A 22786-nucleotide genomic window follows, 5' to 3' on the forward strand; every position below is an offset into this window, starting at 1 on the left:
TCTTTTCTTTTGCAGTAAACTTAGTCTCAGCTGTTACTTCTTTCCCCTCAATTATTAATGGTTTTTTAGTAGCTTTGCTCATTAGTTTAGCTTTTAAAGTGTACTCTTTACCAACAACTAAGTTAGTATATTCTATCTTGTCTTGGATAGTGATATCCACTTTTGAATGAATCTCTTTTCCACCATCAGCTTTGTTAGTAGCAGTTGTTTTTATTGATGGAATCTTTTCGTTTTCCATAACCTCTGCGTTAGCCTTCGATAACATTAAGTTAAAGAAAAGAGCTACTACCGAGAGTAAAGCTAGAATCCTAATTACATATTTTCCCCCCATATTTCCAACCTCCTGCTTGATTTAGATTACAAATATTTTAATATCTAAAATATTTGTAATGAACTGCAGTTCCATTATAAACCAAAAAATATATACTTTAACATTTTATTTAGTTTTTTTGAAATTTAAATTATAGGGATTTATCAATGACCTGTTGTGACATGAAGCATATCAAATATTTGATGGTTGTTGGTTTGGAATAAAGTTTAATCCAATTTAGTAATTTAGGAGGGTTCATGTGGTAGATAGGAAGGAATGACAAGGAGGCTAATTTATAGTTACTCATTTTTATTGTGTTGTGTAACTCAAAAAGGAAAGTATTATGAAGCTATGAATATTGAGGATTCTAGCGTTTGGGTTAGTTACACAAAATATAAGATATGGGTAATTAAATTTGATTAATGATGACTAGTAAACTATTATGTTATAAACCATTGGTTATATATGGTAATTTAATAGGGGTAACAAAATAGAAAAAGAGCAAGGGGTATAGAAATGAAGTTTGAAATTTCTGAATCGAGATTTGAAGGTGTTTTTAAAACAGATTACAAAACAGCACATAACGCAACTATAAGATCAGGTCACCCTTGGAAAGTACTCAATATAGATGAAGAATTGAAATGGAGGAGATAAATTATGGCAATTCATATTACAATGAATAAAGAATTTGAAGACGAGGAAATAGTTGTATATCAATTTTATCCCTCAGAATATCCAGATAAAGTTGGAAAAATGTATTTTCATAAAAAAGATCAAATGTTTCATGAAATAGATCCAGTTCCGGTAAAATCAGCTGCAACAAGTGAACATTACTTTCATTGTGCATGTAGCAGAATAATGAAATGTATCAAGAGTGGTGGAGAATTCTTGGAAGAGATGACGTACGGAGTATAGTCAAACAAACGAACATATTAAAAAGCCAGCTCAAATAAAGAGCCGGTTTCTTTTCATTATGTTATTGAGTTGACATCACTTACCATAATACCGTACATATTCCCTTTCAAATTTAATCTTTAAATTTCATTTCCCTAGATAATTATCAGCCAAATTAAGTACGTATATTCGTGGCAATGTAAATACACAGAAGAGAATTATAACGTAAGAAACACAACGAATACACTGGCGATTTCTGAAAACCTCCCCCTCGATAGATTCACTTTTGTGTATAACGAATCAGACCTGTATCTTAAACAAGAAAATCCAATTAGAATACCTTCTAGGTCACTAAAAGGGATGGGGCAAGCAATCTCTGAATCTTTACATACGGATTGACTCAATTAGCATTGGGTGTCCTGGGCGATAAAGGAGTAAGTAAAGTTGTTAAGGTAGCAAAAGGAGTAAAAATGTCACAAGGAATGACGGAACTTCCACAGTTATTTAACAAAGGAGACAACTTTACTATTGCTGGTGGAGGTGGTTTGAAGAGTGATACAAAAATAACTATAGGTGAAGAGACCAAAGTTAAAAAATTTATTGATTCAATCGACGACCTCAAAGATACAGGTGATTTTAGGGGTGATAGAGCCGTAAAACATGTTTTTGAAGGAGAAATTAATGCAAGAGGTCAAGCAGTAGGATACCATTCAGAAGTTATGCCAAATTCGCCAGGTAGACCAATATCTGGAACAGAATCGTCTCCAAACCAATACGGTGTATATAGAGCAGAAATTGAGGTTAATGGTGTTCCTAAAACATCAAATGGAGGAATATCAACGTTCTTTCCCGAAGACTGGGATACACAAGAAATTGTTAATGCAATTAATGAAGCCTATAGAAATAAACAATTTGTTCCAGGGACTCGTAATACTTATGTTAGAGATCTACCAAATGGCATGGAAATTCAAATGTATATTAATGGGGACGGAAAGATAATTTCTGCATACCCTTTATATTAAATATCAAAAAGGAGAACACAACAATGATTTCATATCAATTTGATACAATACAATTTAAGAGTGGCAATAAATCATTAATAATTAAAATGGGGGAGGAAAAAAATATTTAATAGCAACTTTTTTGATGTCTGATATTCAAGGTGCCTCTCCATCTTACGCAATAAATGCGATAGATGCTGTATTAAATGAAGAAATCGAATATACAGAATTAAGTGGTAATGTGTGTGGTCTTGAGATTCGAAAAGAAGAAACGAGTATTTATGACAATCTTGCCGATGATGGTATGGGTGATTGGTGTAAAATAGATACAAAAGAATTAAGGAAATTAATTCTTATTTGGACAGATGCAGTTAAAAAATTTAGAGAAGAAAATCCGAAATAAATATAAACTTAGAGGACAAGGTTTATATTTCCCTTCAAATTATCTAAGTCAACTCACATAATTTTCGCTAGCCGTAATGTAGTACGTATACCCTTTCAAATTATGCACCTTATACTGCGGATATCAACCGACATTTACTTTCATATAGAAGTTTAAGCTGTTTACTTTGGGAAGGGCTAACGTCCATTTTAACGCTATTTTCCTAGAGAATTATCAGCGGAATTGAGTACGTATAATCGAATCAGAACTATATAGTAACCAATGTAGTGATAGCTCTATGTTGTGTAAATCTGAGATAGCCAGTTCTGTAGTATACTCCAAGATTACATAAAACGATAAATAAGTGTAATCATTTAACTAGGGAGTTAAACCTTATTGTTAAGCCTTTTGTTTGTTACATAAAGTTATTGCAAAAAAGATTACATAAAACCTTTAATGAACTCTCGTATTACATTAAAGGTGCAATAAATGTAATGGGGGAGCCTGATGAGAATCGCTTATGCTAGGGTTTCAACTGATGAGCAGTTACTGGATAGACAGCTAGAAGCACTCAATAAGTATGGCTATGATAGATTAATCCAAGAGAAATATACAGGAACTAAAAAAGATCGAGCAGGACTAACCCAACTCATGGGTACAGTACGAGAAGGCGATACCGTTATTGTAGAAGCCATTAGCAGACTAGGGAGAAACACTCTTGATATCCTTACAACTGTTGAGGGGTTAAATAATATGGGTGTTACTTTCGTATCACTAAAGGAAAATATGGATACTTCAACACCAACTGGAAAAGCTATGTTCTCTATGATGGCAGTCATTAGCCAGCTCGAAAGGGACTTAATCGCAGAACGAACAAAAGAAGGACTGGCAAGCGCAAAGAAACGAGGAGTTAAACTAGGTAGGCCTCAACTCGATAACGACAAAATAAGGGTAGCTTTAAAGATGTACGACTCTGGAGAATATTCCATCAAGGACATTGTTAGTCAAGTGGGGATATCTCAAGGTAAGCTATATAAAGAGATTAATAAGAGAAAATTACAAGAAGGAACACGAGATAGGAAACAGTTAAGTTACTGCCCTGTTGTTTCTTTTTTTGTTTGCATACGAGTACGGATAATGTAGCTGCACTTCTTGAGTGTGTACTTAACAGTATTGCTACTCATGTGCGGAGCTGATAAGTGAATACGTAAGTTGATACTTGTAAGCAAGGCTGAGGAGTGCCAGCTCATAAAAAGAAATATATATAAAGACTTATGGAGAAGAACAAAGAGTTAAACTAATAGATCTGCCTTCTCAGGATTTGTTATTTATCTTTGATTGAGAAGGATGAGCTACTTAGTGCATAGCATCTCATCGAGTACGCTACCTACCTAGTTCACGCTATACAAACACTTTGTACTCGCAAAGCTCTTTTGTAAGCTTATCTGTAAGAGGGATAGTTTGTTGCTTTCGAGCTTTACCGAATAGTGTTACTGTTTGGTAGACCAAATCTAGCTCACTCCATTTAATGTTGACTAGCTCTCCGAACCTTGAGCCAGTTCCTAAAAGGAAAACAATAATAGTGTGATCTCGATAAGCGTAGAAGCTTTTATTTCTTGCGTTGAGTCTCCTATAGTAGCGAAGCATTTGTTTGATATGTTCATCTTGGAATACCTCAATTTTTATTTCCTCTTTAGCCAGCTTCATTTTACGAATAGGATTTTCTTTCTCAGCGATAACGTCCTCATGTTGTAAATAGTTAAAGAAAATCTTGAGATGGTAAAGCTTGGTATTTCTAGTTACTACGTTGTTCCCTCTTGTCTTTTGGCAATACATGAGATAGCTCTTAACAGTTGCTCCTCTAGTGTCTCGTGTATGTATCAGTTCCCTCTCAGAGCAAAAAATCTGGAACTCATACAGAGTAGCCATATAAGATTGAATTGTATGAGGGGACAGATTAGCGAACTCTTTTTCCTCCTTGAAATCTTTCATAGCAAACTTAAGTAGCATTTTCTTATTAGTCCTTTCTCAGTTTTATAGGCACAAAAAAGAGGACTACCCCTGAGCCAGCTAGTTAGCTGACTAGAAGTAGTCCTCTTGTCACTTGTGGAGTCTGATGGAGACCTCCACAGTTTTAGCTTTTGAGAATGTTCTCTCAAGCCTTGATACTATTGAGTTTTATGACCCCGGAGAGGCTCAAACTGGTTCTGTTGCAAAGTTTGAAAAAAGCATAAACAGGTTGATAAATATGTAGCAATATTTATCCAACACCAATCTGCTCCTCTACTACCTTTACTTCGCAAGTCGGAACCTCAAGCTGTATGTCACTTCTTTTAACTTTTACTTGGAACGCATGCTGTTCCTTCTTTAGTGGATGTGCAAATCGTTCCAAATGAATAGTAAAGGAAGGATAACCATATGTTTTGGTGCGATTTTAAAATCTTGGGTTATGTTCTCGGGACCACAGAAATAAACGTGTGTACCTAAACGATGATTTAAAAGTTGTGTTGGCAGCAAACGTTTTGTACGTTCTCCATTTAAAAAATAAAAGGTTGTATCTATATGAGGTTTAGTTTATAGATATTATCTCCTGTTTATCCTGCCTCAGCCTGTCATTAACCTCATTGAATCAAGCTTTTAATAAATTTTCTTGCAGGGTCATTCATTAATCGTTGTACTGGATGCAATAAATAACACTCCTCATTATTATTTATTGCATCCATAATTTCTTGTTCCGTATATTTAGGCACGTAGCGCATCCATTTACCTACATTATGTCGATACGCTTTTGATTTTACCCCTAGTGAATTTGCTAAAGTTATAAATAATATTTCTTCTAAAGCAAATACTTCCTTTTCAGTCTGCTTCATCATCTTTTTCATATCTTCAAACTTATTAAAAGATAGTATTTGCTTAACAAACTTTCGACTAAAAACTTGAGAACCAAAGCATCCATAAAAATGTTCTGTATTAAATATTGGCTGCCATAAATGCCATACTTTTTTCATGATCTGGGCTGGGCCCCACCAATCATCATCTGATGGTATTATTTTAATATCGGCACTCATATAATCAAATTCTTCCATTTCTGATATGATAAATTCCTCAAACCCCTTTTTCGCAAAAAGAGAATCTGAATCTAAATTGATGAAATAGTCATATTGATAGCCAATATTTTCAAGCCGCTCCATCACATTTAAAAAGAACCACGAAAAATCTTGTCCCCATACCATTGGAAACGAAGTTGGGCAAACAGGTATACCTAATCTATTACATAAATTAGGATCTTTTCCACTCTGAAAAAAGACAATTGAAGCATTTGGACAAAAGTAACGGATGTTCTCTAATTGATCTTTAATTACATCTCTATTTTCGTGAACAGGGATAGCAAAGCATATTTTTTTCATTTTAAATTCTCTCCCCAAAAGTAAGTTGATAAATTTCTAATTTAAGATGATTAGGGGTATAGGTCTATTAGAATAAAGCCTACTCCACAAACTTTATTCTTCTTTACTCCATTTTTTAATTTCGTCGTACGTACCCAAATCTCTATATCTGCCCTCATCGTAACAGTGAAGATTCACTCTGTTCTGTATTATTAAGGGTTTTAAAGCATCAGTTAGTATAAGTTCCTTTTCACTCAATTTATTACTTTCATTAGCAATAAATTGATGAAGGACTTCTGTAAATTCAGGATTCCATACCATCGCGCCCCACATCCACTTTAAATTAGTAGATGAAGGCTTATCATTTATACATTTAACCTTTCCAGTTAATTCTGAGAATTCAACCATACCAAACTTGGTAGGATTATCAGTTTTAAATCCTGCCATTGTCACTTCAGATGTCTCATCATTCTGGTGAGTATTTAACAAAGTTTTAAGAAAATCCGATGGTTGTACAAAAGTATCCGGCATGGAAAATACTACAATTTTATCTTTTATCAAGTGGCAAGCTTCATTTATCGAATGAGGAAGGGACAGAGGTTTGGGATGGACACAATAAGAGATTTTTACACCAAATTGATTACCATTCCCTAAAAAATTAAGGATATCCACTTTTTGAGGATTAATTGTAATGATTAAATGATCTATTCCAGCTTTTTTTAAAGCGTTAATTGTATATAGGATAATGGGGCTATAGTGCGAAGTATAGACATTTGGAAATAATTCTTTAGAAAAGGGCAAGGAAAGTCTACTTCCTCTTCCTGCACAAGGAATTAAACCAATTTTCTCCAACAATATCAACTCCTCACGTTTTAAATGTTTTATACTATAATCTATGCACAAGATCAACTTCTCGCCACTGTAAGTTACATAACTCTCCTGATCTGCAACCTGTACCAAGAAGAACAAGCATAATAGCGTAATCCCTGTATGCGTAATATTGTTTATCTCGTTGTTTTAATCGTCTGTAATAACCCAGCATTTGTTTAATATGTTGATCGTTGAAAACTTCGATTTTGATTTCTTCTTTTGCATACGCAAACTTTCGAGTAGGATTTTTCTTTTCTTCAATGATTTCTTGATATTGAAGATAATTAAAGAAAATCTTTAACAAATGAAGTTTGGTATTTCTTGTAGTAGGGTTGTTCTTACGTTGCTTTTGACAATATAATAGGTAGCTTTTGATTATATTAGGTGTAATATCGTTAACGTCAATAAGTTCACGTTCAGAACAAAACCCTTGAAACTCGTTAAGAGTAAGGAGATAAGAACCGATTGTTCGAGATGATAAATTTTTAAATTCCCTGTCGTCTTTGAAGTCTTGAATAGCAAATTTAAGCAACAAAAAAAACCACTTCCTTTCCAGTTTATAAACTAGAAGAAAGTGGTTCTTCGATTGCATAGCGTGTTTGCCAGCAACCACTATATTTTATTACCGTCTAAATTGCTTAGAAATCCAGTGATATCAAGCATGTATGACCCCGACTGGCCTCGAACCAGCGACCTCCACCCTGTCAAGATAAGAAACATATATTTTAAGGTTCGGGAATCTCGAACGTAAAGTCAGTTGTATCAAGGGTTTATAAGGTGTTCTATACTTTCTCATGTAAATCCTGTAACGTAGAAAAATGAAATTTCTTGACCAGAATCTTGACCATTTTTAATTACTTTTGCACATTTAAAAAACAGTTTTCTGTCAGGGGAGGATAGCTATACAGAATATCGTTTTAGGTTATAACAGGTAAAGCGAAAAAATAGTGATATTAGTACTTACCTTTTCAATATAGCAGATTAACTAGGAGTTAACTGAAGATGGTAGGTTTATCTTTGTATTTAAAAAATAGTGCGAATCACCTCCACTTAGGAGTATGCTACCCTTCAATCAGTACTAAGAAATCTATGTTAAATGGATAAAGAATAGTGCTACTTGGATAAGTAACAATTCCCGATGCAAGACAGTTTTTCACAACACCGGAATTAGAAGAGTTAGCCAAGTATCTTCCATTATTAGATGTGCTGGAGGTGAACAAAGAACGTTTCCTGGATCTTCTTTCCCCTGCATCTAAAACGGGAATCATTCTTTGCTTTGCTTGTTCTTAACAGTACAAAGACGAAGAGCGTCTACATGTCTGAATTATTATCTACGCTTAGGGGAGAATCTTGTGAGAGTCGGAATATTAGTCAAAAAGCTACCATTGAATATTTACGTCGCTACGGGTATGAGAAAGAAGTCGAGGTACTGTTGAAAAAACTGTGGAAACGCCTACATCTTTTTTGAGATAAGCCCCTATTATAGGTATATCATATTTACATAAACGATAAGGGATGTATTCTCTCTTAAAAAGGTTTATTTATTCTATATTCAATATTAAAATAAAACGGAATACTTTTGAAGGGAGTCTATCAATGGGGCTATTCACAACTTATGTTGCAGGTGTAACACTTGTTAATGTGACAACCAAAGTAGCAGGAAAGGTTACGGATTATGGTGTCAAGCGTATTATAGAAAGAAGAGCAGATGAATTTTTCAATGAGGCTCGAAAAAAGAAAGATTTTCAGCAAAGATTTATGAATCATGACTTGCAAAGAGCTGTCGTAAGTTCTTACTATAAGTCTATTATCAAAATAGGTGAGGACTGCTTAGAAATTAGCACTCAGCAAGCGGGTGATGATAAGGAAGATATACTACTACTTAATGAGGCTGTTAAAAGCATTAAGACTGAGATAGGGAAAAAGCTGGATGCTTTAAAACTCGATCCTAATCCAGAACTGCCTATTACTGATTACGATGATATTAAAGAGCTTATCTTTCACGTAGATAACCTAAACGATCAGAATAAGAAAAGGATTAATGAAGAATTAGTCAGAAATGCACTTGAGTTTGAACTTCCAACGATTTTATACAAAAAATTATTAGAAGAGCATTTATTTAAGTACATATGCAGCTTTTTCAGTTTAGAATTGAAAGAAAATGAGAAAGTGTACCGGATTTTTACAGCTCAATCACAAGCAAAAAGTGAAATAATATTAAATCAAATTAACTTCGCAGTTATAAATCTTGTAGATGCAACTCTGGAAACACGCGAAGATGTAAAAAGACTTATCGAACTGTCTTTAGAAATGTACTCACTACTCACTAATGGGAAAAGTTTAGAGAGTACGCAGTTTCGTATCACTAATGCTATTCATTTAGAAAACTTGGAGCATCTAAGTAATAGCATTAGTGAGGTAGCGACATCTATGTTTTCTAGCCATTCACGTCTAAAGAATTTCCTTCAGAAGATGGAATTGCTTGAGCAGGGGAATATAAGTGAGGACATGGAAGAAAAGCTTCATAAGTACGGTGAAGTTTGGGATGAAAAAGAAAAAACATGGACTCCAGAAAACCCAAATAGACTAGCCGAATTAGTAGAGATTGCTTTTGAAAATCCGATTGTAGAGTACCGAATGGAAATTGTTGAGAAGGATTTTCCAAGTGAACTTGATCAACTTTTATTTAAAGATTGGACTGAAAAATTGAGTGATGCTAATAAAGGATATTCTTTACAAGTAAAACACGGTTTTGGTGTCAGAATGAACATGAATTCAATAGTCCTGAGACTGGAAAAATTAAGTGAAGAATTACAAAAAAGCGGTGGAACTCCTTATAGTAATACTTTTTACAGAATAAAAAACAATTTTAATGGGATACAACCATTAGGTGAGTATAACACTAAGGCCTTATCAGACCTAGCGGAAGAGTTAGAAGAAATGGCTGTTACTTTAAAGGATTACGATGAAAATATTATTAAAGCTTTAAAGCGTGTTTTATCAGAATTATAGGATGTGACTTACTAAGCCTCTATATAATTAGTATTGCCCCTTTTATTTTTTGAATTATATTGGTGAGATTCTACCGTGTATCGATAGTTCTATTGTTAGGTTGAACTATCATATAATTTTATGTATCAGCAGGAAGGTGTGGAAAGTTTTCCACATCTTCTTTTTTGCACCGGATTTTACTGTAGAATTCCTACTTATGAATTTTCTATGGAACAACAATGGTTGGTTTTAGGAATATAAGAACGCATGGGGAACATGGAAAGTACACAATACAGTTTTGGTAGATTTCAGGTTGGTTTTTACCTATTGATTGAATAGGTGTTGATGTGTTGAAAAATCAAATTGAGGGATAAGTATGTTGTTTAGGATTAATAGGGATGAACCGTATAATAAATAACGGTAAACTTTAACCCTAATAATAACAAGAGTATTTAAAATGGAGCTGTCCCATAAGTTAAATTTCCGACTATGTGACACTCCTTTTTATTTTAGAAACGTTGATATATCAATGTTTCTACTCCTACATTTTGGAGGAGCGTACCCTTTTGGGACAGCCCCATTTTAATTCTGTAAGGTATTCAATTTAAAAAGAGCTAATTATTCTATAAATTATGTACTAGTATATTTATTGCATTCGCTCTAAATATGAGTATATTCCAAATAAAATTTTATATTTAGACAATTTTCTACATATTTTCACCTTATTCTTTGAGAGAATAGTTATAAAAAATATGAGGAGTTTATTATTGTGAAACTAAGCAAACTTAAATTGAAGAATTTTAAATGTTTTGGTCTAGAAGAGGAAAAAATAGAATTTGATAATTTGACAACCATTATTGGTGCTAATAGTGCGGGGAAAACAGCAATAATGCATGCATTACTAAAACTATTCGGTGATACAGGAAATGAAAAAGAGGTAACGCGTGCTGACTTTCATATTCCTGTTGATAAATCTCCAGATGAAGTCTTAAAGAACTATTTGAGTATCGAAGCAGTTTTTGAGTTTCCTGAATTACAGAAAAATAATGGGGCGGAGAGTTATGCCGTACCTATTTATTACGAAAACTTTGTAGTCTCTTCTCCAGGAAATCCTCCATTTATGAGGGTGTTATTAGAAGCCACATGGCAACAAAGTAGTAGTCCTGAAGGTATTATTGAAAGTAAGTATTTTTTTATAACAGCCAAAGAAGATGAAGAGGTTACTGAAATAAATAAAAAACCTATGTCAAAATATGATAGGTCACACATTAAGGTAATATATGTGCCTGCTGTTAGGGAGCCTTCTTCACAGTTGAAAAATGCTTCAGGAACATTATTATGGAGAACACTTAAAGGAATAAATTGGTCAGATGCTGATAAGCAGGGAGTTCAACAACAAATTAGTCTTGTTGATCAAAAATTTGGAGAACAACCAGGGGTGTCTCTAATACAAAAAACAATAGAGGGCCAATGGAAGAATTACCATAATGAAGAGCGTTACAAGAATGCATCATTAAAATTTAATAGTACGGACTTAGAGAATATATTGAAAAAAGTAGAAGTAGAATTTACTCCTACAGAAATTGAAAGAGCCTACAAAATTGATTCGCTAGGTGACGGATTAAGATCTTTATTTTATCTTTCTCTTGTAGACTCTCTTTTAGAAATAGAAAATCAAGCCATTAAAGAAATATTTGATAAGCAAAAAAAGACGGATGAAAGGATATTTAATATTGAGCCTCCTGCATTAACTCTTATTGCAATTGAGGAACCTGAAAATCATATTGGTCCACAGTTATTAGGTAGAGTAATAAATAACCTGGAAAGAATAGCTGGGAGAGAAAATTCTCAAACAATATTAACATCACATAATCCGTCCATTGTTAAAAGGATAGATCCTAGGAATATACGCCATGTTAGGTTGTGTAGGAAAACATCCAAAACACTTATAAATAAAATAGCTCTGCCTTCAGACAAAACAGCGGAGTTTAAGTATGTGAAAGAGGCAGTGCGAGCATATCCTGAGATATACTTTGCTTCCTTAGTAATACTAGGTGAAGGTGATAGTGAAGAGATAATACTACCTAAAGTTATGGAACTTTCAGGAAGTGATTTAGATTCAAATGGAATTTCAGTTGTTCCGTTAGGTGGCAGGCACGTCAATCATTTTTGGAGATTATTGAGTCAATTAGATATTCCCTATATTACACTGTTGGATCTTGATAGAGAAAGACATGGTGGAGGATGGGGAAGGATACAATATGTTTTAAATCAATTAATAGAAATAGGATTTGAAAAAGAAAAACTACTTGAATTGGAAGATGGAAGCGTTCTTTCAGATAGAAAATTTAAAAGCATGCATGAATTAAGTTTAGAGGAAGATGGAGTTTCTCTACTAAATTCTTGGGTAGAATATTTAGAAACTCACAATGTATTCTTCTCTAATCCTCTAGATATAGACTTTTTAATGTTAGAAACATTTAAAGACTTTTATATGGAGACAATAAGCGGACAAGAGGGACCATTTATAAAAGATTTAGGTAAAATCAAAGATCTTTCAAACAAACAAAAAAGTGAATCGAGGTATAAGGATAGAGTACTTGAAGATATTAGAAAGACTCTTAAGCCAGAAGGCGGAGATGGAAGCACCTATTCAGATGACCAAAAAGAATTAATGATTTGGTATAACTACTTTTTCTTAAGCAGAGGTAAACCAAGCACCCATATCTTGGCTACTTCGAAAATAAAACCTGAAATATTTTCAGATAAACTACCAGAAATATTTAAGAAGATACTTAAGGCTTCTAGGAATATATTAGGTCAATTTAATGATGAAATTGGAGTTGAAGATAATGAAATATCTTAACCCAAGTGATTGGAAACCATCTGGTGATATTATATTAGAAGAAAATGCATTAATTTCAGTAAAAAGTAACAAGAATTTATTAATTATTGCTGGTCCAGGCGCTGGAAAAACAGAGCTATTGGCACAAAAAGCAAGTTATTTACTGGGAACAAATTCCTGTAAAAATCCTAAAAAAATACTTGCAATCAGCTTTAAAAGGGATGCTGCAGAAAATTTGGCAGAACGTGTAGAAAAAAGGTGCGGTACGGAGTTATCTAAGAGGTTTGTTTCCAAAACATATGATTCATTTGCAAAAAATCTACTCGACAATTTTATCCATGGACTCCCAAATGAATATAAACCGATGGCTCATTATATGATAGCTATTCAAAATAGGAAACAAAATGATATCCGTAAAGCATTTGATTTAGCTGGAGCTCTACCGATTAGTGAATTATCTAATAAGGATTATAACGATTTATTAAATAATAGATTAATAGAACAGCGTTTACCAATAGAGGAAGACAATCGAAATGGAAAAATAGTTAAAAAAGCTTGGGACATTCTACTAAAGGGAAAAGTAAATGAGCTTCCACCTACATTGAGTTTCCAAATGATCTCCAGACTAGCAGAGTACCTAATTAGAGTGAATCCACTAATAAAAATGGCTCTAAGGCAAACCTATAGTCACGTTTTTCTTGATGAATTTCAGGATACAACAGATATTCAGTACGATTTATTAAAGGCATGTTTTTATAAATCTTCTTCTACCATTACTGCTGTAGGAGATAATAAACAGAGGATTATGTTATGGGCTAGGGCAAAAAAAGATGTATTTGAGGCATTTAAAAGGGATTTTTCTGCAGGTGAACAACGATTATTAATGAACCATAGGTCTGCTCCAAGATTAGTTGAAATACAAAAATTAGTTTATGGTTACTTAAATGATATTAAACATGATATTAAGACTAGTGAAAAGTGGTCAGAGTCCGATGGTATATCAGAAATATGGACATTTAATAATGCACAAAGAGAAGCTGAAGTCGCTGCAGAAAAATTAAAGGAATTTATTAATAATGAAGAAATAAATCCAAGAGATATTTGTATATTAGTTAAACAATTGCCCGACATATATGGAGAAATAATCATCAACTCTCTAAAGGAATATGGAATTATTGCAAGAAATGAAGTAGTTTATCAGGATTTTTTAAAAGAGGAAATTGTAAAAATTCTTCTAAATGTATTAATTAGTGCTATAGAAAAAGAAGACACTGAATCATGGGTTAGTTATTTTAGTTTCTCAAAATTAATACGTGGCTATGATAGTAATACAGATTTTGAAAAGATAAATTCTTTAATAAGGGAAATAAAAGATTTTCTTAATAAAATTGACAATCAACTCAAAGGGTTAAAATCGGAAAAAGAGTTAGAACAAGTTATCTGGGGAATTATAAATTATTACGATATAAACTCAATAAAGGGACTATATCCAAAGTATAAACAAGGAACATTTCTAGATGAGCTTATAATTGATTTGATAGGATTCCTTTGGAAAGAGTATATTTTAACCAATAATTGGCTTACTTCAATAGAAAATGTAAGAGGTTTAAACTCAATACCTATTATGACTATTCATAAAAGCAAAGGTTTGGAATATGATACCGTAATCTTTATTGGATTAGAGGATAGTGCATTTTGGAATTATTTAAAGCAAAAAGAAGAAGATACATGTGCATTTTTCGTTGCTTTATCTAGGGCTAAAAGGAGAATAATATTTACTTTTTCACGCGATAGAGAGGTGACATCTCCATATTATACAAGCCAAAAAAGAGATAAAATTAAACCATTCTATGAAATCCTAAAAAAATCTCAGGTTGTTGAAGAGATTAATTATTGAATGAAAGTATGTTAGGCAGATTGTTTTTCAAAAAGTGAAGACTTTACTTTTTGAAAAAGAGACTATGGTAATGAACCATAGTCTCTTATATAACACCTTTAAAGTAAGCGTTCGCTTGTTCTTTTAAGGGGATTAGTAATTTTCATTCAATTAATATGAAGCAGATTGATTTAAACTTCCTATAATTATCAAGTAAAAGGATGAGTTTTAATGAAGATTATAAACAATTTAAGTTCAAACCATTTTAATTACATAAAGGAAATATTAGTGGATGCAGATGAGCTGCATATTATTAGCCCGTTTTTAATGGAATCATTTGATATATTCTTTGAAGAAATAAAAGATATGGGGTTAAAAAAAATTTCATTAATAACTACATTAAAAGACGATAATCTCGACTTGTTAAAAAAGTCAAATTCATTACATTCATTCTGTTTTAATTGTTTTAATCATGCTATTGATTATAAGGTATTCATTAATAATAAATTACATGGAAAAATATATATATCTACACAAGATGGTGTGCCCTATCAGGCAATAATTACATCTGCTAATTTTACTGAAGCAGGTTTAGGTTTTAATCATGAATGGGGTGTTCAAATAAATGACTCCAACCAAATTAGAAAAATTATTGATGATTTATCTAATGTTAGTAGTCATGCGCTTACTAATGAAGAGATTTCAAATATTATCTCAAGAATAGATAGTTACACTGGTAGTTCGGGAGAAACAAAGAAACCAAAAATTGATTTAAAGGTTAGTGACCTAATTAAGAAAAAGGTTAATGTAAGTAAATCAGGCATTCGATATTTTATTAAACCAGTAGGTTGGTCTGATAGACCTTTCTCCACTAGTAGAAGTTTAGGAAATGATATTGAAAAGCTTCATTTTTCTAAAAGAAGGCCTGCTGCAGTAAGAATTGGTGACATACTAATCTGTTATGCTGTAGGGACAACCAGATTGTTGGGTTACTATGAAGTTATTGAGGAACCTGTCTTCTTAAAAAATGCTGATAGATGGCCATGGGAGGTTAAAGCTAAGAATCTTTCTATTGACTACAGTAAAAGATGGAATTTCTTCAAGAATACAATTTCAAGCATTCAAGCTACATATAATTCAAATGAACCAATTACATTTGTTGGTGGAAAATCTCTAGGAGCATTAAACTTCGGAGCAGATAAAATTAGACTAACTGAAGAATTTGCTAATCATGTAATAAATGTTATCAAAAACTCTAGATAAATCAGGACGGTTATTTTGAATTTATGGGATGATTTGAAAATTCGTTAAACTAACCCAACATCTTTTATTAGGTATTGGGTTTTATATATTAATTAAGAAAGCTCAATGAAACGGTTGGTAAAAGCATAAGAACAGAGTGTAAATTTTCGCAATTCATTAAAATAGAATGCTATTTTTAATTACAATTACTTATAAGGGGAGCTTTTGGTGAAAAATGAGGCTTTACTAAAAAATGTTCAAGAAGTTTATAGCTTTGAAGTAGAAGGAGAAACCTATCAGTTAGATAAAATTAATTTTAATAAAGCAAAAAAATTGATTAACTTAATACAAACATTAAACAGGTTAGAAGTTCATAATAAAATTAAAGTAATAACGCGTGGTTTTTCAATTAGAGATAATAATAACCACTTTTCTCATGAAGAACATGGATATTTTTTTAATCATGAACTAAATAAATTTTTTATTGTAGGGCAAAAAGGCGCGCATTACTTAGAGGAACAATTAAGGGAAAGACGAGAGTTATATACTTATAACATGAGCGACAGAATGATATTAATACATGAAATATTCAATCTTTATGAAGACGCTAATAAAATTTTGAAAACAATTCAGGTGAATGGAACAATAAGTTCTAGGTTCATAGAGTTCACTGATGATACGCCATTGTCTCAATTACAATATAATAAGATTTTTTTAACTGCTTTCCTACATAATATAGGTCGGAAATGGTCAGGAAAAATCTCTAGTCCACTACTCTCATTTTCCTATGGTATAAGAAAAAAAGAAACAGCAAAGAATTTTGCAACTAATGCATTAAGAGATGGAACCCCGAGAAACGATGGATTTATCATTTTAGGTTATGTTCCATTTGAAGGTAGAAGATTTGAAAAGTTAACGGATGATTTAAATATGGAGTTAGAGGAGTTAGGGGTCACATGGTACGAGAATGCCCATAAAGAAATTATGTTATTAGATGGAATAATGCCTCAACATATAATTGGTTTATTTGAAGTTAAAGAAAATGGAGAAGAAAATTTTATATTAAATCCTTGGTTAGGCAAGATGTTTTCTGAGAGTAGGCGTTTTGATTACAGGAGGGGAATTACAATTAATCAAGCTAGGTTCGAGGAATTTGCGACGGATTTAAAGTATGGAGCTTTTATTTTGGAAACAGATGGAGGGCGCTATAATAAAACTTTTCAAGACATAGGTTACCATTCTGTACCTGAAATTAAAAGATAGGTGGAAATTGAGATATTATTATCGGCAAAAGATTTTTCTTTTTGAAATTAACTTACTCAACAAATATTAAAAAGTAAACTACAAGTAGAACTTCTTCTATAAGGATAAATAAATCAAGGAGTGAGTACAATTACAATATTAATTGGAATATGTTCAAAGAAATCTGCATTTTTAGTATCTGATACACGTACAACATATGGAAATTCACATGAAGATGAAATCCCCAAAATGATGAAATTTGCAAATATTAATATGTCATTTGCAACTGCTGGTAAAGTGCTTCACCATCAGTTAGATACGACTAAAAAGTATAGATTAGGAATACAATTAAGTGAAATTATAAATAAAAAAAGTAAACCATCTTTGGAAGAAATCATTAATTCCACTCAAAGTCTATTCAAAATGGCATATTATCAACAAGTAAAAGATGGGGGCAAATCAGTTATAGTTTTATTTGGACAAGATCCGAAAACAAAAAAAGGCTTTATATATGAATTGAAAAGTCCTAATTTTGAAATAAGCCGAAAAGTAAAACCAGGAGAGACATATTTTCTGGGAGCGCATCAAAATTCATATTTGGAAGCTGCCCAATCTGTTTATAATGTCATGAAACCAAGTTTACTTGATAAGATTAAATCACTAATTGGTTTTAAGAAATTTAATTTAGAACAGTGGGCTAGACAGACGATTGATTCACATATTTCTAACGATAGAACAGTTGGTTACCCCCTTATAATGGGGGTTTATGGAAAAGATAAAAATTATTCTGATGTGATATATAGTCCTGATAGATCAATAGGGAAAGAATTTATGATTCCTTACCTTATAAAACAACCAAATTGGAATAATGATTAAAGTGTAATTTCTAAAAAACTCATTTAGATACATTACAGTGAGCAGTATCATCAATAACGGTAAACTTTAACCCTAATAATAAAAAGAGTAATTAAAATAGGAAAAAACTTTTATAAGTTTTTTCCTATTTTAATTCTGTAAGGTATTCAATTTAAAAAGAGCTAATGATCGGAAATTGACCTGTAAAGGTGTTTCGGAGTGGAAGTTGGTTTTACTGCACCTCTTTTCCATATCAAAACCGTTCTGGCTACAAAATGAATAGCTCAATGTTATGTCCCTTGAAGATTTTTAAAAATGAGGTATAAACAAGAGATGGGAGGAAGATAATATGCCTTGATTCATCTCAAATACCTTAAGGAGGGATAAAAAATGAATGTATTTGAAAATAATCCTGCTTTGAAATATCAAGGTATACAATTTCATAAGATAACAGAAAAGGAATTTAAAGAAATCGTAAAAGATGTAAGGTCCTTTTACATGAAATTGTTCAAAGTGGGTATATATGTTCTAATTATTAATTCAGAAGAAGAAAGAAAAAATGTAGAACAAATAAAAGCTTTTTTTGATGAACTTTATCAGTTCTGTAGTTATCAAAGAAAAGGAAAGTATGAGGCCCTTTTAAAGGAAATAAATATTATTACAATTAAATTATTTAATTATTGGAATAGGCGTGGTAACCAATGCCCTTAATTCTAAGGTGGGGTAATACTAAAATTATTGAAGGTGGTAGTCATGACACGGATTAAATATTAATGACTTTAGAGTAAAATTAAACGTCTCAAATATATATTATCTCTAAGAATAACATAGAAGAACAGTCTAGCTCTTATACAAGAACTTGACTGTTCTTTTAATATTGGAGGAGATAAGAATGAAAAATTATGGTGCAAACTTAGATAAGCAATTAAATTTACTGGAATCACCTGCATTGCTGAAACAGCCAGCAAAACGAGTAAACATCGTCCATTTAAAAATGGTGAAAGAGGGGAGTCTTCTTTATAAGGAAAGAAGAATTAAATCTCCAGAAGATGCCAGTGTATTGTTGAAGCAGTTTTTAGGAGAGGTGGATCGAGAGTATTTTATCGTACTTTGTCTAGATACTAAAAACCAACCAACAGCTATTAATGTTTGTCATATTGGAAGCTTAAATGCCAGTATCGTTCATCCGAGAGAGGTGCTAAAGCCAGCAATTATTTCAAATGCTGCTTCCATTATCGTTGCACATAATCATCCTAGTAATGATCCAACACCAAGCCGTGAGGATATTGAAGTAACAAAACGTTTGGCAGAAGCAGGAAAGATTATTGGTGTTGAATTGTTAGACCATGTAATAGTTTGCTCTGATAGTTTTATTTCTTTAAAAGAGAAGGGATATATCTAAAACATATGGAAAAGGAGGGTTATGTGTAGCCGCTCCTTTTATTTTTTTACATATTCTTTTGTTGTATAAGTTCAATCTTTAAATATATATTATACACTTGATACTTATACTGATAGGTAGTCCTCATGAGAGTAGGGGCATACAAAGTATTTTCAGGAACATTTATTTCCCTTCATTACTTTTGTAATATCAGGAAGCAAATTGGGTAAGAATTGTATCTTCCATCTAGAAGGTATCGTTACTGGATTAATTCCTAATTCTGTTAGGTGTTTTAGAGTCTTATCAAATTTTTTTGGACATATATTAGATTCGTTTCTAGCTTTCCATACATACTTTTTTTGGGAAACGAGATCAAGGACCGTAATCATGCGCTGTTTTTGCTTATTTGTATGGTTCTGAGCAACGCGTATAATTTCTTTAGCTTTTGTTAATGTGTAATAGTCACCAATTCCGATCGACTGCACATAATATTTAAGTAGAATAGATTGTGATAGTTCATCATTAGATAGATGATACAAAGAATTGGAAATGGAGTGTTTTCTACATAAATTTTTTACCTTTGATTTCTCACATTGTACTTCGAAACGAATAATTCCATTAGCATCAGCAGCTACAATGTCATTTCTTACTTGTAGTAGCTGGTATTGTTTATCGTAAAAATTTAAGCATACCGATTTATTTTTTACATAATATGCATTTTTATAGAGCTTTTTTCTTTTGCTTTTTGAATCATAGACCATGACAGGTTCAAATCTTTTTGGAATGTTTGCTCTCTTAATTAGCTCTATATACTGAGCAGCATTAGCTGAGAATAGATTAACGCAATAATCTATTCTATTAACTTTGTAAGCAGCTATTGAATTGATTAGAGGAAATTGATTGATAATATCATCATTATCTAACATATTTTCTTGTGTTTCTGCAAATAGGTTAAAGAACATTTGTTCAATTGCAGGATAATCATTAAATCTAGAAATTTGTATGTATTCTTTTTGCTGTAATAGCATCTTAGGATTCATCCGTATTTCCATAGCATGATAATGAACGTGATTATTCCCAATTGTATATTCAGTGCTGCGTAAATAGATGAGTATGCCATTATCCTGAAAGAGATGGCATTCATAACAATCTTTTTTAGTTTGAGATTTGAAAAATTTTTTCCCTTCTCGAATAGAAAGGTTATGTAAAGATTTAAACAAATGACTATAAGATAAACCGTCCATTGGTAAATATAGATATATTGTATGGTACATAGTTATCACATCCTAAAAGCTCTTTTAGGATGTTGTTATACGCATTTTTGTTTTTTATAAATATTCATATACACCAGTAAAATCTATACCTTAGACAAGAAGTAAATAGAATAGAATGATATATATAATACATTTATATATATACTGATAATCGCCTTATAATACTCGAATTTCGTCAATTTATAACTTACATACATCATATCAATCATATAACAATACCTCACTCAAACCCCAATAATCGCGGTATGCCGTATCGTACAGACATGGTTAGCGGAGGGGGGGATATTATTTAAGTCAAAGTACTGTTAATATGAAATTGAAAAAATACAAAGACGGCTTAATAGCTATCTTTGTATTTTTTACGATTTATAAATTGGAGTATGTATTAATATATTCGGTAATGCGGGCCTTTGAAATTTTAAAAACCCGTTCTTTATGTTTGGGATACAAGGTAACATTACAGTCGGCTCTTTTCCTGCCTCTACCTTTTTCCACCTCAATCTCAATAATTTCTTCTTCATATAGAAAGATGTCAAGTTCCTTCTGTTTTACAGAGATAGGATACTTTGAAGCTTGTAACCAGTTGGCAATCCATTCCCACGTTTTCTTGTAAGGTAAATAGTATTTTTGTTCATCTTCCCAACCTGCGTTTTCTTCACTATTTTCGGGAATAGTTCCGAATTGTAGCAAATCCTGCTCACTAATAAGCTCTAATAATGCCTTTAGGAAGTGAAAAATATCTTTTTTGATAACTCTGTCAGTTTCTTTAAGGGGCTCTTCACTATCCAAATCATCATGGAATGGCTTTAAGGATCTATTTGTTATTGAGGGGTGTGCAAGGGCACGTGTATGTCTAGAATCAGAATATCCCTCAAAATCAGAAATTGTAACATCTGCAAATCGATTTTCTAACCACCATTCTCCATCAAATATTTTAAAATCATTTTTGGAAAGTATTCTTGTTGAAAGTTTAGTAGCCATTTTTAAGTATTGTTGAAAGGATTTATTATAAAGATATAAATCATGATCTAAGTAAGATGAGTTTATCCAAAATCCCTTCTCAATCATTTCATTATTAAGGTTAAGGTAAATACATTTATATTTTTTCTTACTAATCTGCGTATATATCTTTACGCCTATGCCATCTTCTTGTATGGTGTCACCATTTTTTATATAGAGTCTATGGGTTGGAACAACAAAAAAATTGGAGAGTTTTGTTTCTATAATCTCCTCAGGTTCATCAGTATCATTAGTTTCGTAATTTATATTCCCTTGAACAGTAGGATTATACAGTACTGTGTTGCCAGACGAATCAATACCTAAGTTTTCCCTCTTGAGGGCACGGTTTAAGAGTCGACGATTATCCCGAATCTCATTTGGGAAGTCTTTGAGATTAATCTTTTCTACGTACTTATCAATAAAGTAGTGGGAGAGTTTGCTGTTACCTTTCATCCTATTCATCAGCTCCATGTTATTAAATTTTAATAGTTGTACAACTTAATAATAAATCGACTAAACCTCTTATTTATATGATGGTTTATAAAGGTAGCATAATTCAATTTGGGAACAAAGGAACTTTGGGAATGCGGGAATACCCATTTTTGCTACCCTAAGAAGGAAGGTATTGTTTTATTAAAAATAAAAAGTCCCAACCAGTTCCCTTGAAGTCCCAACGGCTTTCTTATACATATATTATCTATATAGGTAATACGAAGCAATGATTATAATGTAAAAAAACAGAAGTTTAATATAAATCATTTATTATAGAATGGCTTTTAAACATCAGGGAGGTAATCGTCATGATAAATAAAAAAATTTGTTTCATAGTCAATTTTTTATTATGCAAAGTAGTTGAAAGTAAATAAGGATAAGGCTAACAGGTAAATAATAATTAAATTTAATTTTCAATAAACAATAGAGTAAATACAAGAATTTGAAATGTATATTATTAGTTTGAGTTAAATAAAAAAGGAGGATTGTGTTATGTTTGATGCATACGATGATGTGGTTCACATTGAAGATCTAATGGAAATGTTAGATATAGGTCGAAATAAGGCATACGAATTACTACAATCGGGACAAATTAAATCTTTTAAAGTTGGAAAATCGTATAGGATACCTAAGATGTGTATTCAAAATTTTGTTCTTGCTAAAGTGCAAATTCAAATAGAAGAGTATAAACAACAAAATTAATATCTTGCTAAAAAAACAGCGGCTAATAGTCGCTGTTTTTAATT

Annotated in this window: 21 protein-coding genes and 2 pseudogenes; 14 read left to right on the forward strand and 9 right to left on the reverse strand. The window is 32.2% G+C overall.

The features are described from left to right. The coding region (locus BLV40_RS13120; protein ID WP_170833658.1) for a VaFE repeat-containing surface-anchored protein at window positions 1-331 on the reverse strand (331 nt) is incomplete at its 3' end. 495 nt (window positions 332-826) lie between these two features. Between BLV40_RS13120 and BLV40_RS28600 the strand changes: the two genes are divergently transcribed. The 4 genes from BLV40_RS28600 to BLV40_RS13135 all read left to right on the forward strand — a co-directional run bounded on the left by BLV40_RS28600 (window position 827) and on the right by BLV40_RS13135 (window position 2608). Continuing rightward, entirely contained in the window at window positions 827-964 is a 138-nt protein-coding gene (locus tag BLV40_RS28600) for a hypothetical protein (RefSeq protein ID WP_244525403.1), read from the forward strand. A gap of 3 nt (window positions 965-967) precedes the next feature. Next, window positions 968-1225 (forward strand): hypothetical protein, encoded by a 258-nt coding sequence (locus tag BLV40_RS13125; protein WP_090690754.1) that lies wholly within the window; start codon window positions 968-970, stop codon window positions 1223-1225. 374 nt (window positions 1226-1599) lie between these two features. Beyond that, entirely contained in the window at window positions 1600-2226 is a 627-nt protein-coding gene (locus BLV40_RS13130; protein WP_244525404.1) for an EndoU domain-containing protein, read from the forward strand. Between the two features lie 124 nt (window positions 2227-2350). Continuing rightward, on the forward strand, window positions 2351-2608 hold the full coding sequence (locus BLV40_RS13135; RefSeq protein WP_090690757.1) for a hypothetical protein: 258 nt from the start codon (window positions 2351-2353) through the stop codon (window positions 2606-2608). Window positions 2609-2656: 48 nt separating this feature from the next. On the opposite strand, the pseudogene BLV40_RS29795 reads toward BLV40_RS13135, so the two are convergent. Continuing rightward, window positions 2657-2749, reverse strand: a pseudogene (locus BLV40_RS29795) (N-acetylmuramoyl-L-alanine amidase); the annotation flags it as partial. A 345-nt stretch (window positions 2750-3094) separates the two neighbouring features. Between BLV40_RS29795 and BLV40_RS13140 the strand changes: the two are divergent. Then, the gene (locus BLV40_RS13140) at window positions 3095-3730 is read left to right on the forward strand and encodes a recombinase family protein (RefSeq protein ID WP_244525405.1); all 636 of its coding nucleotides are present in this window, start codon (window positions 3095-3097) and stop codon (window positions 3728-3730) included. 261 nt (window positions 3731-3991) lie between these two features. On the opposite strand, the pseudogene BLV40_RS13145 reads toward BLV40_RS13140, so the two are convergent. The 5 genes and pseudogenes from BLV40_RS13145 to BLV40_RS13160 all read right to left on the reverse strand — a co-directional run. Further along, window positions 3992-4597: pseudogene (locus BLV40_RS13145) on the reverse strand (tyrosine-type recombinase/integrase); the annotation flags it as partial. A gap of 250 nt (window positions 4598-4847) precedes the next feature. Continuing rightward, entirely contained in the window at window positions 4848-4979 is a 132-nt protein-coding gene (locus BLV40_RS29630; RefSeq protein ID WP_280138901.1) for a hypothetical protein, read from the reverse strand. A gap of 229 nt (window positions 4980-5208) precedes the next feature. Next, a complete protein-coding gene (locus BLV40_RS13150) occupies window positions 5209-5994 on the reverse strand; it encodes a hypothetical protein (RefSeq protein ID WP_090690759.1) in 786 nt (261 codons plus the stop codon). A 93-nt stretch (window positions 5995-6087) separates the two neighbouring features. Beyond that, a complete protein-coding gene (locus BLV40_RS13155; protein WP_170833659.1) occupies window positions 6088-6825 on the reverse strand; it encodes a sugar phosphate nucleotidyltransferase in 738 nt (245 codons plus the stop codon). 34 nt (window positions 6826-6859) lie between these two features. After that, window positions 6860-7375: a tyrosine-type recombinase/integrase gene (locus BLV40_RS13160; protein WP_244525407.1), complete on the reverse strand. Its 516-nt coding sequence runs from the start codon at window positions 7373-7375 to the stop codon at window positions 6860-6862. A gap of 1064 nt (window positions 7376-8439) precedes the next feature. On the opposite strand from BLV40_RS13160, the gene BLV40_RS13165 reads away from it, so the two are divergent. From BLV40_RS13165 to radC, 8 genes are all read left to right on the forward strand, one after another. Continuing rightward, on the forward strand, window positions 8440-9855 hold the full coding sequence (locus BLV40_RS13165) for a hypothetical protein (protein WP_090690763.1): 1416 nt from the start codon (window positions 8440-8442) through the stop codon (window positions 9853-9855). 748 nt (window positions 9856-10603) lie between these two features. After that, complete coding sequence (locus tag BLV40_RS13170; RefSeq protein ID WP_090690766.1) at window positions 10604-12700, forward strand: ATP-dependent nuclease; 2097 nt, start codon at window positions 10604-10606, stop codon at window positions 12698-12700. Continuing rightward, window positions 12687-14576 (forward strand): UvrD-helicase domain-containing protein, encoded by a 1890-nt coding sequence (locus BLV40_RS13175; protein WP_170833660.1) that lies wholly within the window; start codon window positions 12687-12689, stop codon window positions 14574-14576. The genes BLV40_RS13170 and BLV40_RS13175 overlap by 14 nt, the downstream gene beginning before the upstream one ends. A 210-nt stretch (window positions 14577-14786) precedes the next feature. After that, window positions 14787-15818: a restriction endonuclease PLD domain-containing protein gene (locus BLV40_RS13180; protein ID WP_090690771.1), complete on the forward strand. Its 1032-nt coding sequence runs from the start codon at window positions 14787-14789 to the stop codon at window positions 15816-15818. 207 nt (window positions 15819-16025) lie between these two features. Continuing rightward, on the forward strand, window positions 16026-17060 hold the full coding sequence (locus BLV40_RS13185; protein WP_090690775.1) for a hypothetical protein: 1035 nt from the start codon (window positions 16026-16028) through the stop codon (window positions 17058-17060). Between the two features lie 120 nt (window positions 17061-17180). Next, window positions 17181-17915, forward strand: a complete 735-nt coding sequence (locus BLV40_RS13190; RefSeq protein ID WP_090690778.1) for a hypothetical protein — start codon at window positions 17181-17183, stop codon at window positions 17913-17915. 369 nt (window positions 17916-18284) lie between these two features. Further along, a complete protein-coding gene (locus BLV40_RS13195) occupies window positions 18285-18605 on the forward strand; it encodes a hypothetical protein (RefSeq protein ID WP_090690781.1) in 321 nt (106 codons plus the stop codon). Window positions 18606-18786: 181 nt separating this feature from the next. Then, a complete protein-coding gene (gene radC / locus BLV40_RS13200) occupies window positions 18787-19296 on the forward strand; it encodes a RadC family protein (RefSeq protein ID WP_090690786.1) in 510 nt (169 codons plus the stop codon). 152 nt (window positions 19297-19448) lie between these two features. Here the strand turns inward: radC and BLV40_RS13205 are convergent, their stop codons facing one another. Both BLV40_RS13205 and BLV40_RS13210 read right to left on the reverse strand, forming a co-directional pair. Continuing rightward, window positions 19449-20549, reverse strand: a complete 1101-nt coding sequence (locus tag BLV40_RS13205) for a hypothetical protein (protein WP_090690789.1) — start codon at window positions 20547-20549, stop codon at window positions 19449-19451. 366 nt (window positions 20550-20915) lie between these two features. Next, window positions 20916-22019 (reverse strand): hypothetical protein, encoded by a 1104-nt coding sequence (locus BLV40_RS13210; RefSeq protein WP_244525408.1) that lies wholly within the window; start codon window positions 22017-22019, stop codon window positions 20916-20918. Between the two features lie 513 nt (window positions 22020-22532). On the opposite strand from BLV40_RS13210, the gene BLV40_RS13215 reads away from it, so the two are divergent. Then, window positions 22533-22742: a helix-turn-helix domain-containing protein gene (locus BLV40_RS13215; RefSeq protein WP_090690794.1), complete on the forward strand. Its 210-nt coding sequence runs from the start codon at window positions 22533-22535 to the stop codon at window positions 22740-22742. The last annotated feature ends 44 nt before the right edge of the window (window positions 22743-22786 follow it).

The sequence above is a fragment of the Bacillus sp. 166amftsu genome (assembly GCF_900107445.1).
Taxonomy (GTDB): Bacteria; Bacillota; Bacilli; order Bacillales; family Bacillaceae_G; genus Bacillus_A; species Bacillus_A arachidis.

Coding starts and splice junctions, on each gene's coding strand:
- BLV40_RS28600 (WP_244525403.1), top strand. CDS start 827: ATGAAGTTTGAAATTTCTGAATCGAGATTTGAAGGTGTTTTTAAAACA.
- BLV40_RS13125 (WP_090690754.1), top strand. CDS start 968: ATGGCAATTCATATTACAATGAATAAAGAATTTGAAGACGAGGAAATA.
- BLV40_RS13135 (WP_090690757.1), top strand. CDS start 2,351: ATGTCTGATATTCAAGGTGCCTCTCCATCTTACGCAATAAATGCGATA.
- BLV40_RS13140 (WP_244525405.1), top strand. CDS start 3,095: ATGAGAATCGCTTATGCTAGGGTTTCAACTGATGAGCAGTTACTGGAT.
- BLV40_RS13150 (WP_090690759.1), bottom strand. CDS start 5,994: ATGAAAAAAATATGCTTTGCTATCCCTGTTCACGAAAATAGAGATGTA.
- BLV40_RS13165 (WP_090690763.1), top strand. CDS start 8,440: ATGGGGCTATTCACAACTTATGTTGCAGGTGTAACACTTGTTAATGTG.
- BLV40_RS13175 (WP_170833660.1), top strand. CDS start 12,687: ATGAAATATCTTAACCCAAGTGATTGGAAACCATCTGGTGATATTATA.
- BLV40_RS13180 (WP_090690771.1), top strand. CDS start 14,787: ATGAAGATTATAAACAATTTAAGTTCAAACCATTTTAATTACATAAAG.
- BLV40_RS13195 (WP_090690781.1), top strand. CDS start 18,285: ATGAATGTATTTGAAAATAATCCTGCTTTGAAATATCAAGGTATACAA.
- radC (WP_090690786.1), top strand. CDS start 18,787: ATGAAAAATTATGGTGCAAACTTAGATAAGCAATTAAATTTACTGGAA.
- BLV40_RS13205 (WP_090690789.1), bottom strand. CDS start 20,549: ATGTACCATACAATATATCTATATTTACCAATGGACGGTTTATCTTAT.
- BLV40_RS13210 (WP_244525408.1), bottom strand. CDS start 22,019: ATGGAGCTGATGAATAGGATGAAAGGTAACAGCAAACTCTCCCACTAC.
- BLV40_RS13215 (WP_090690794.1), top strand. CDS start 22,533: ATGTTTGATGCATACGATGATGTGGTTCACATTGAAGATCTAATGGAA.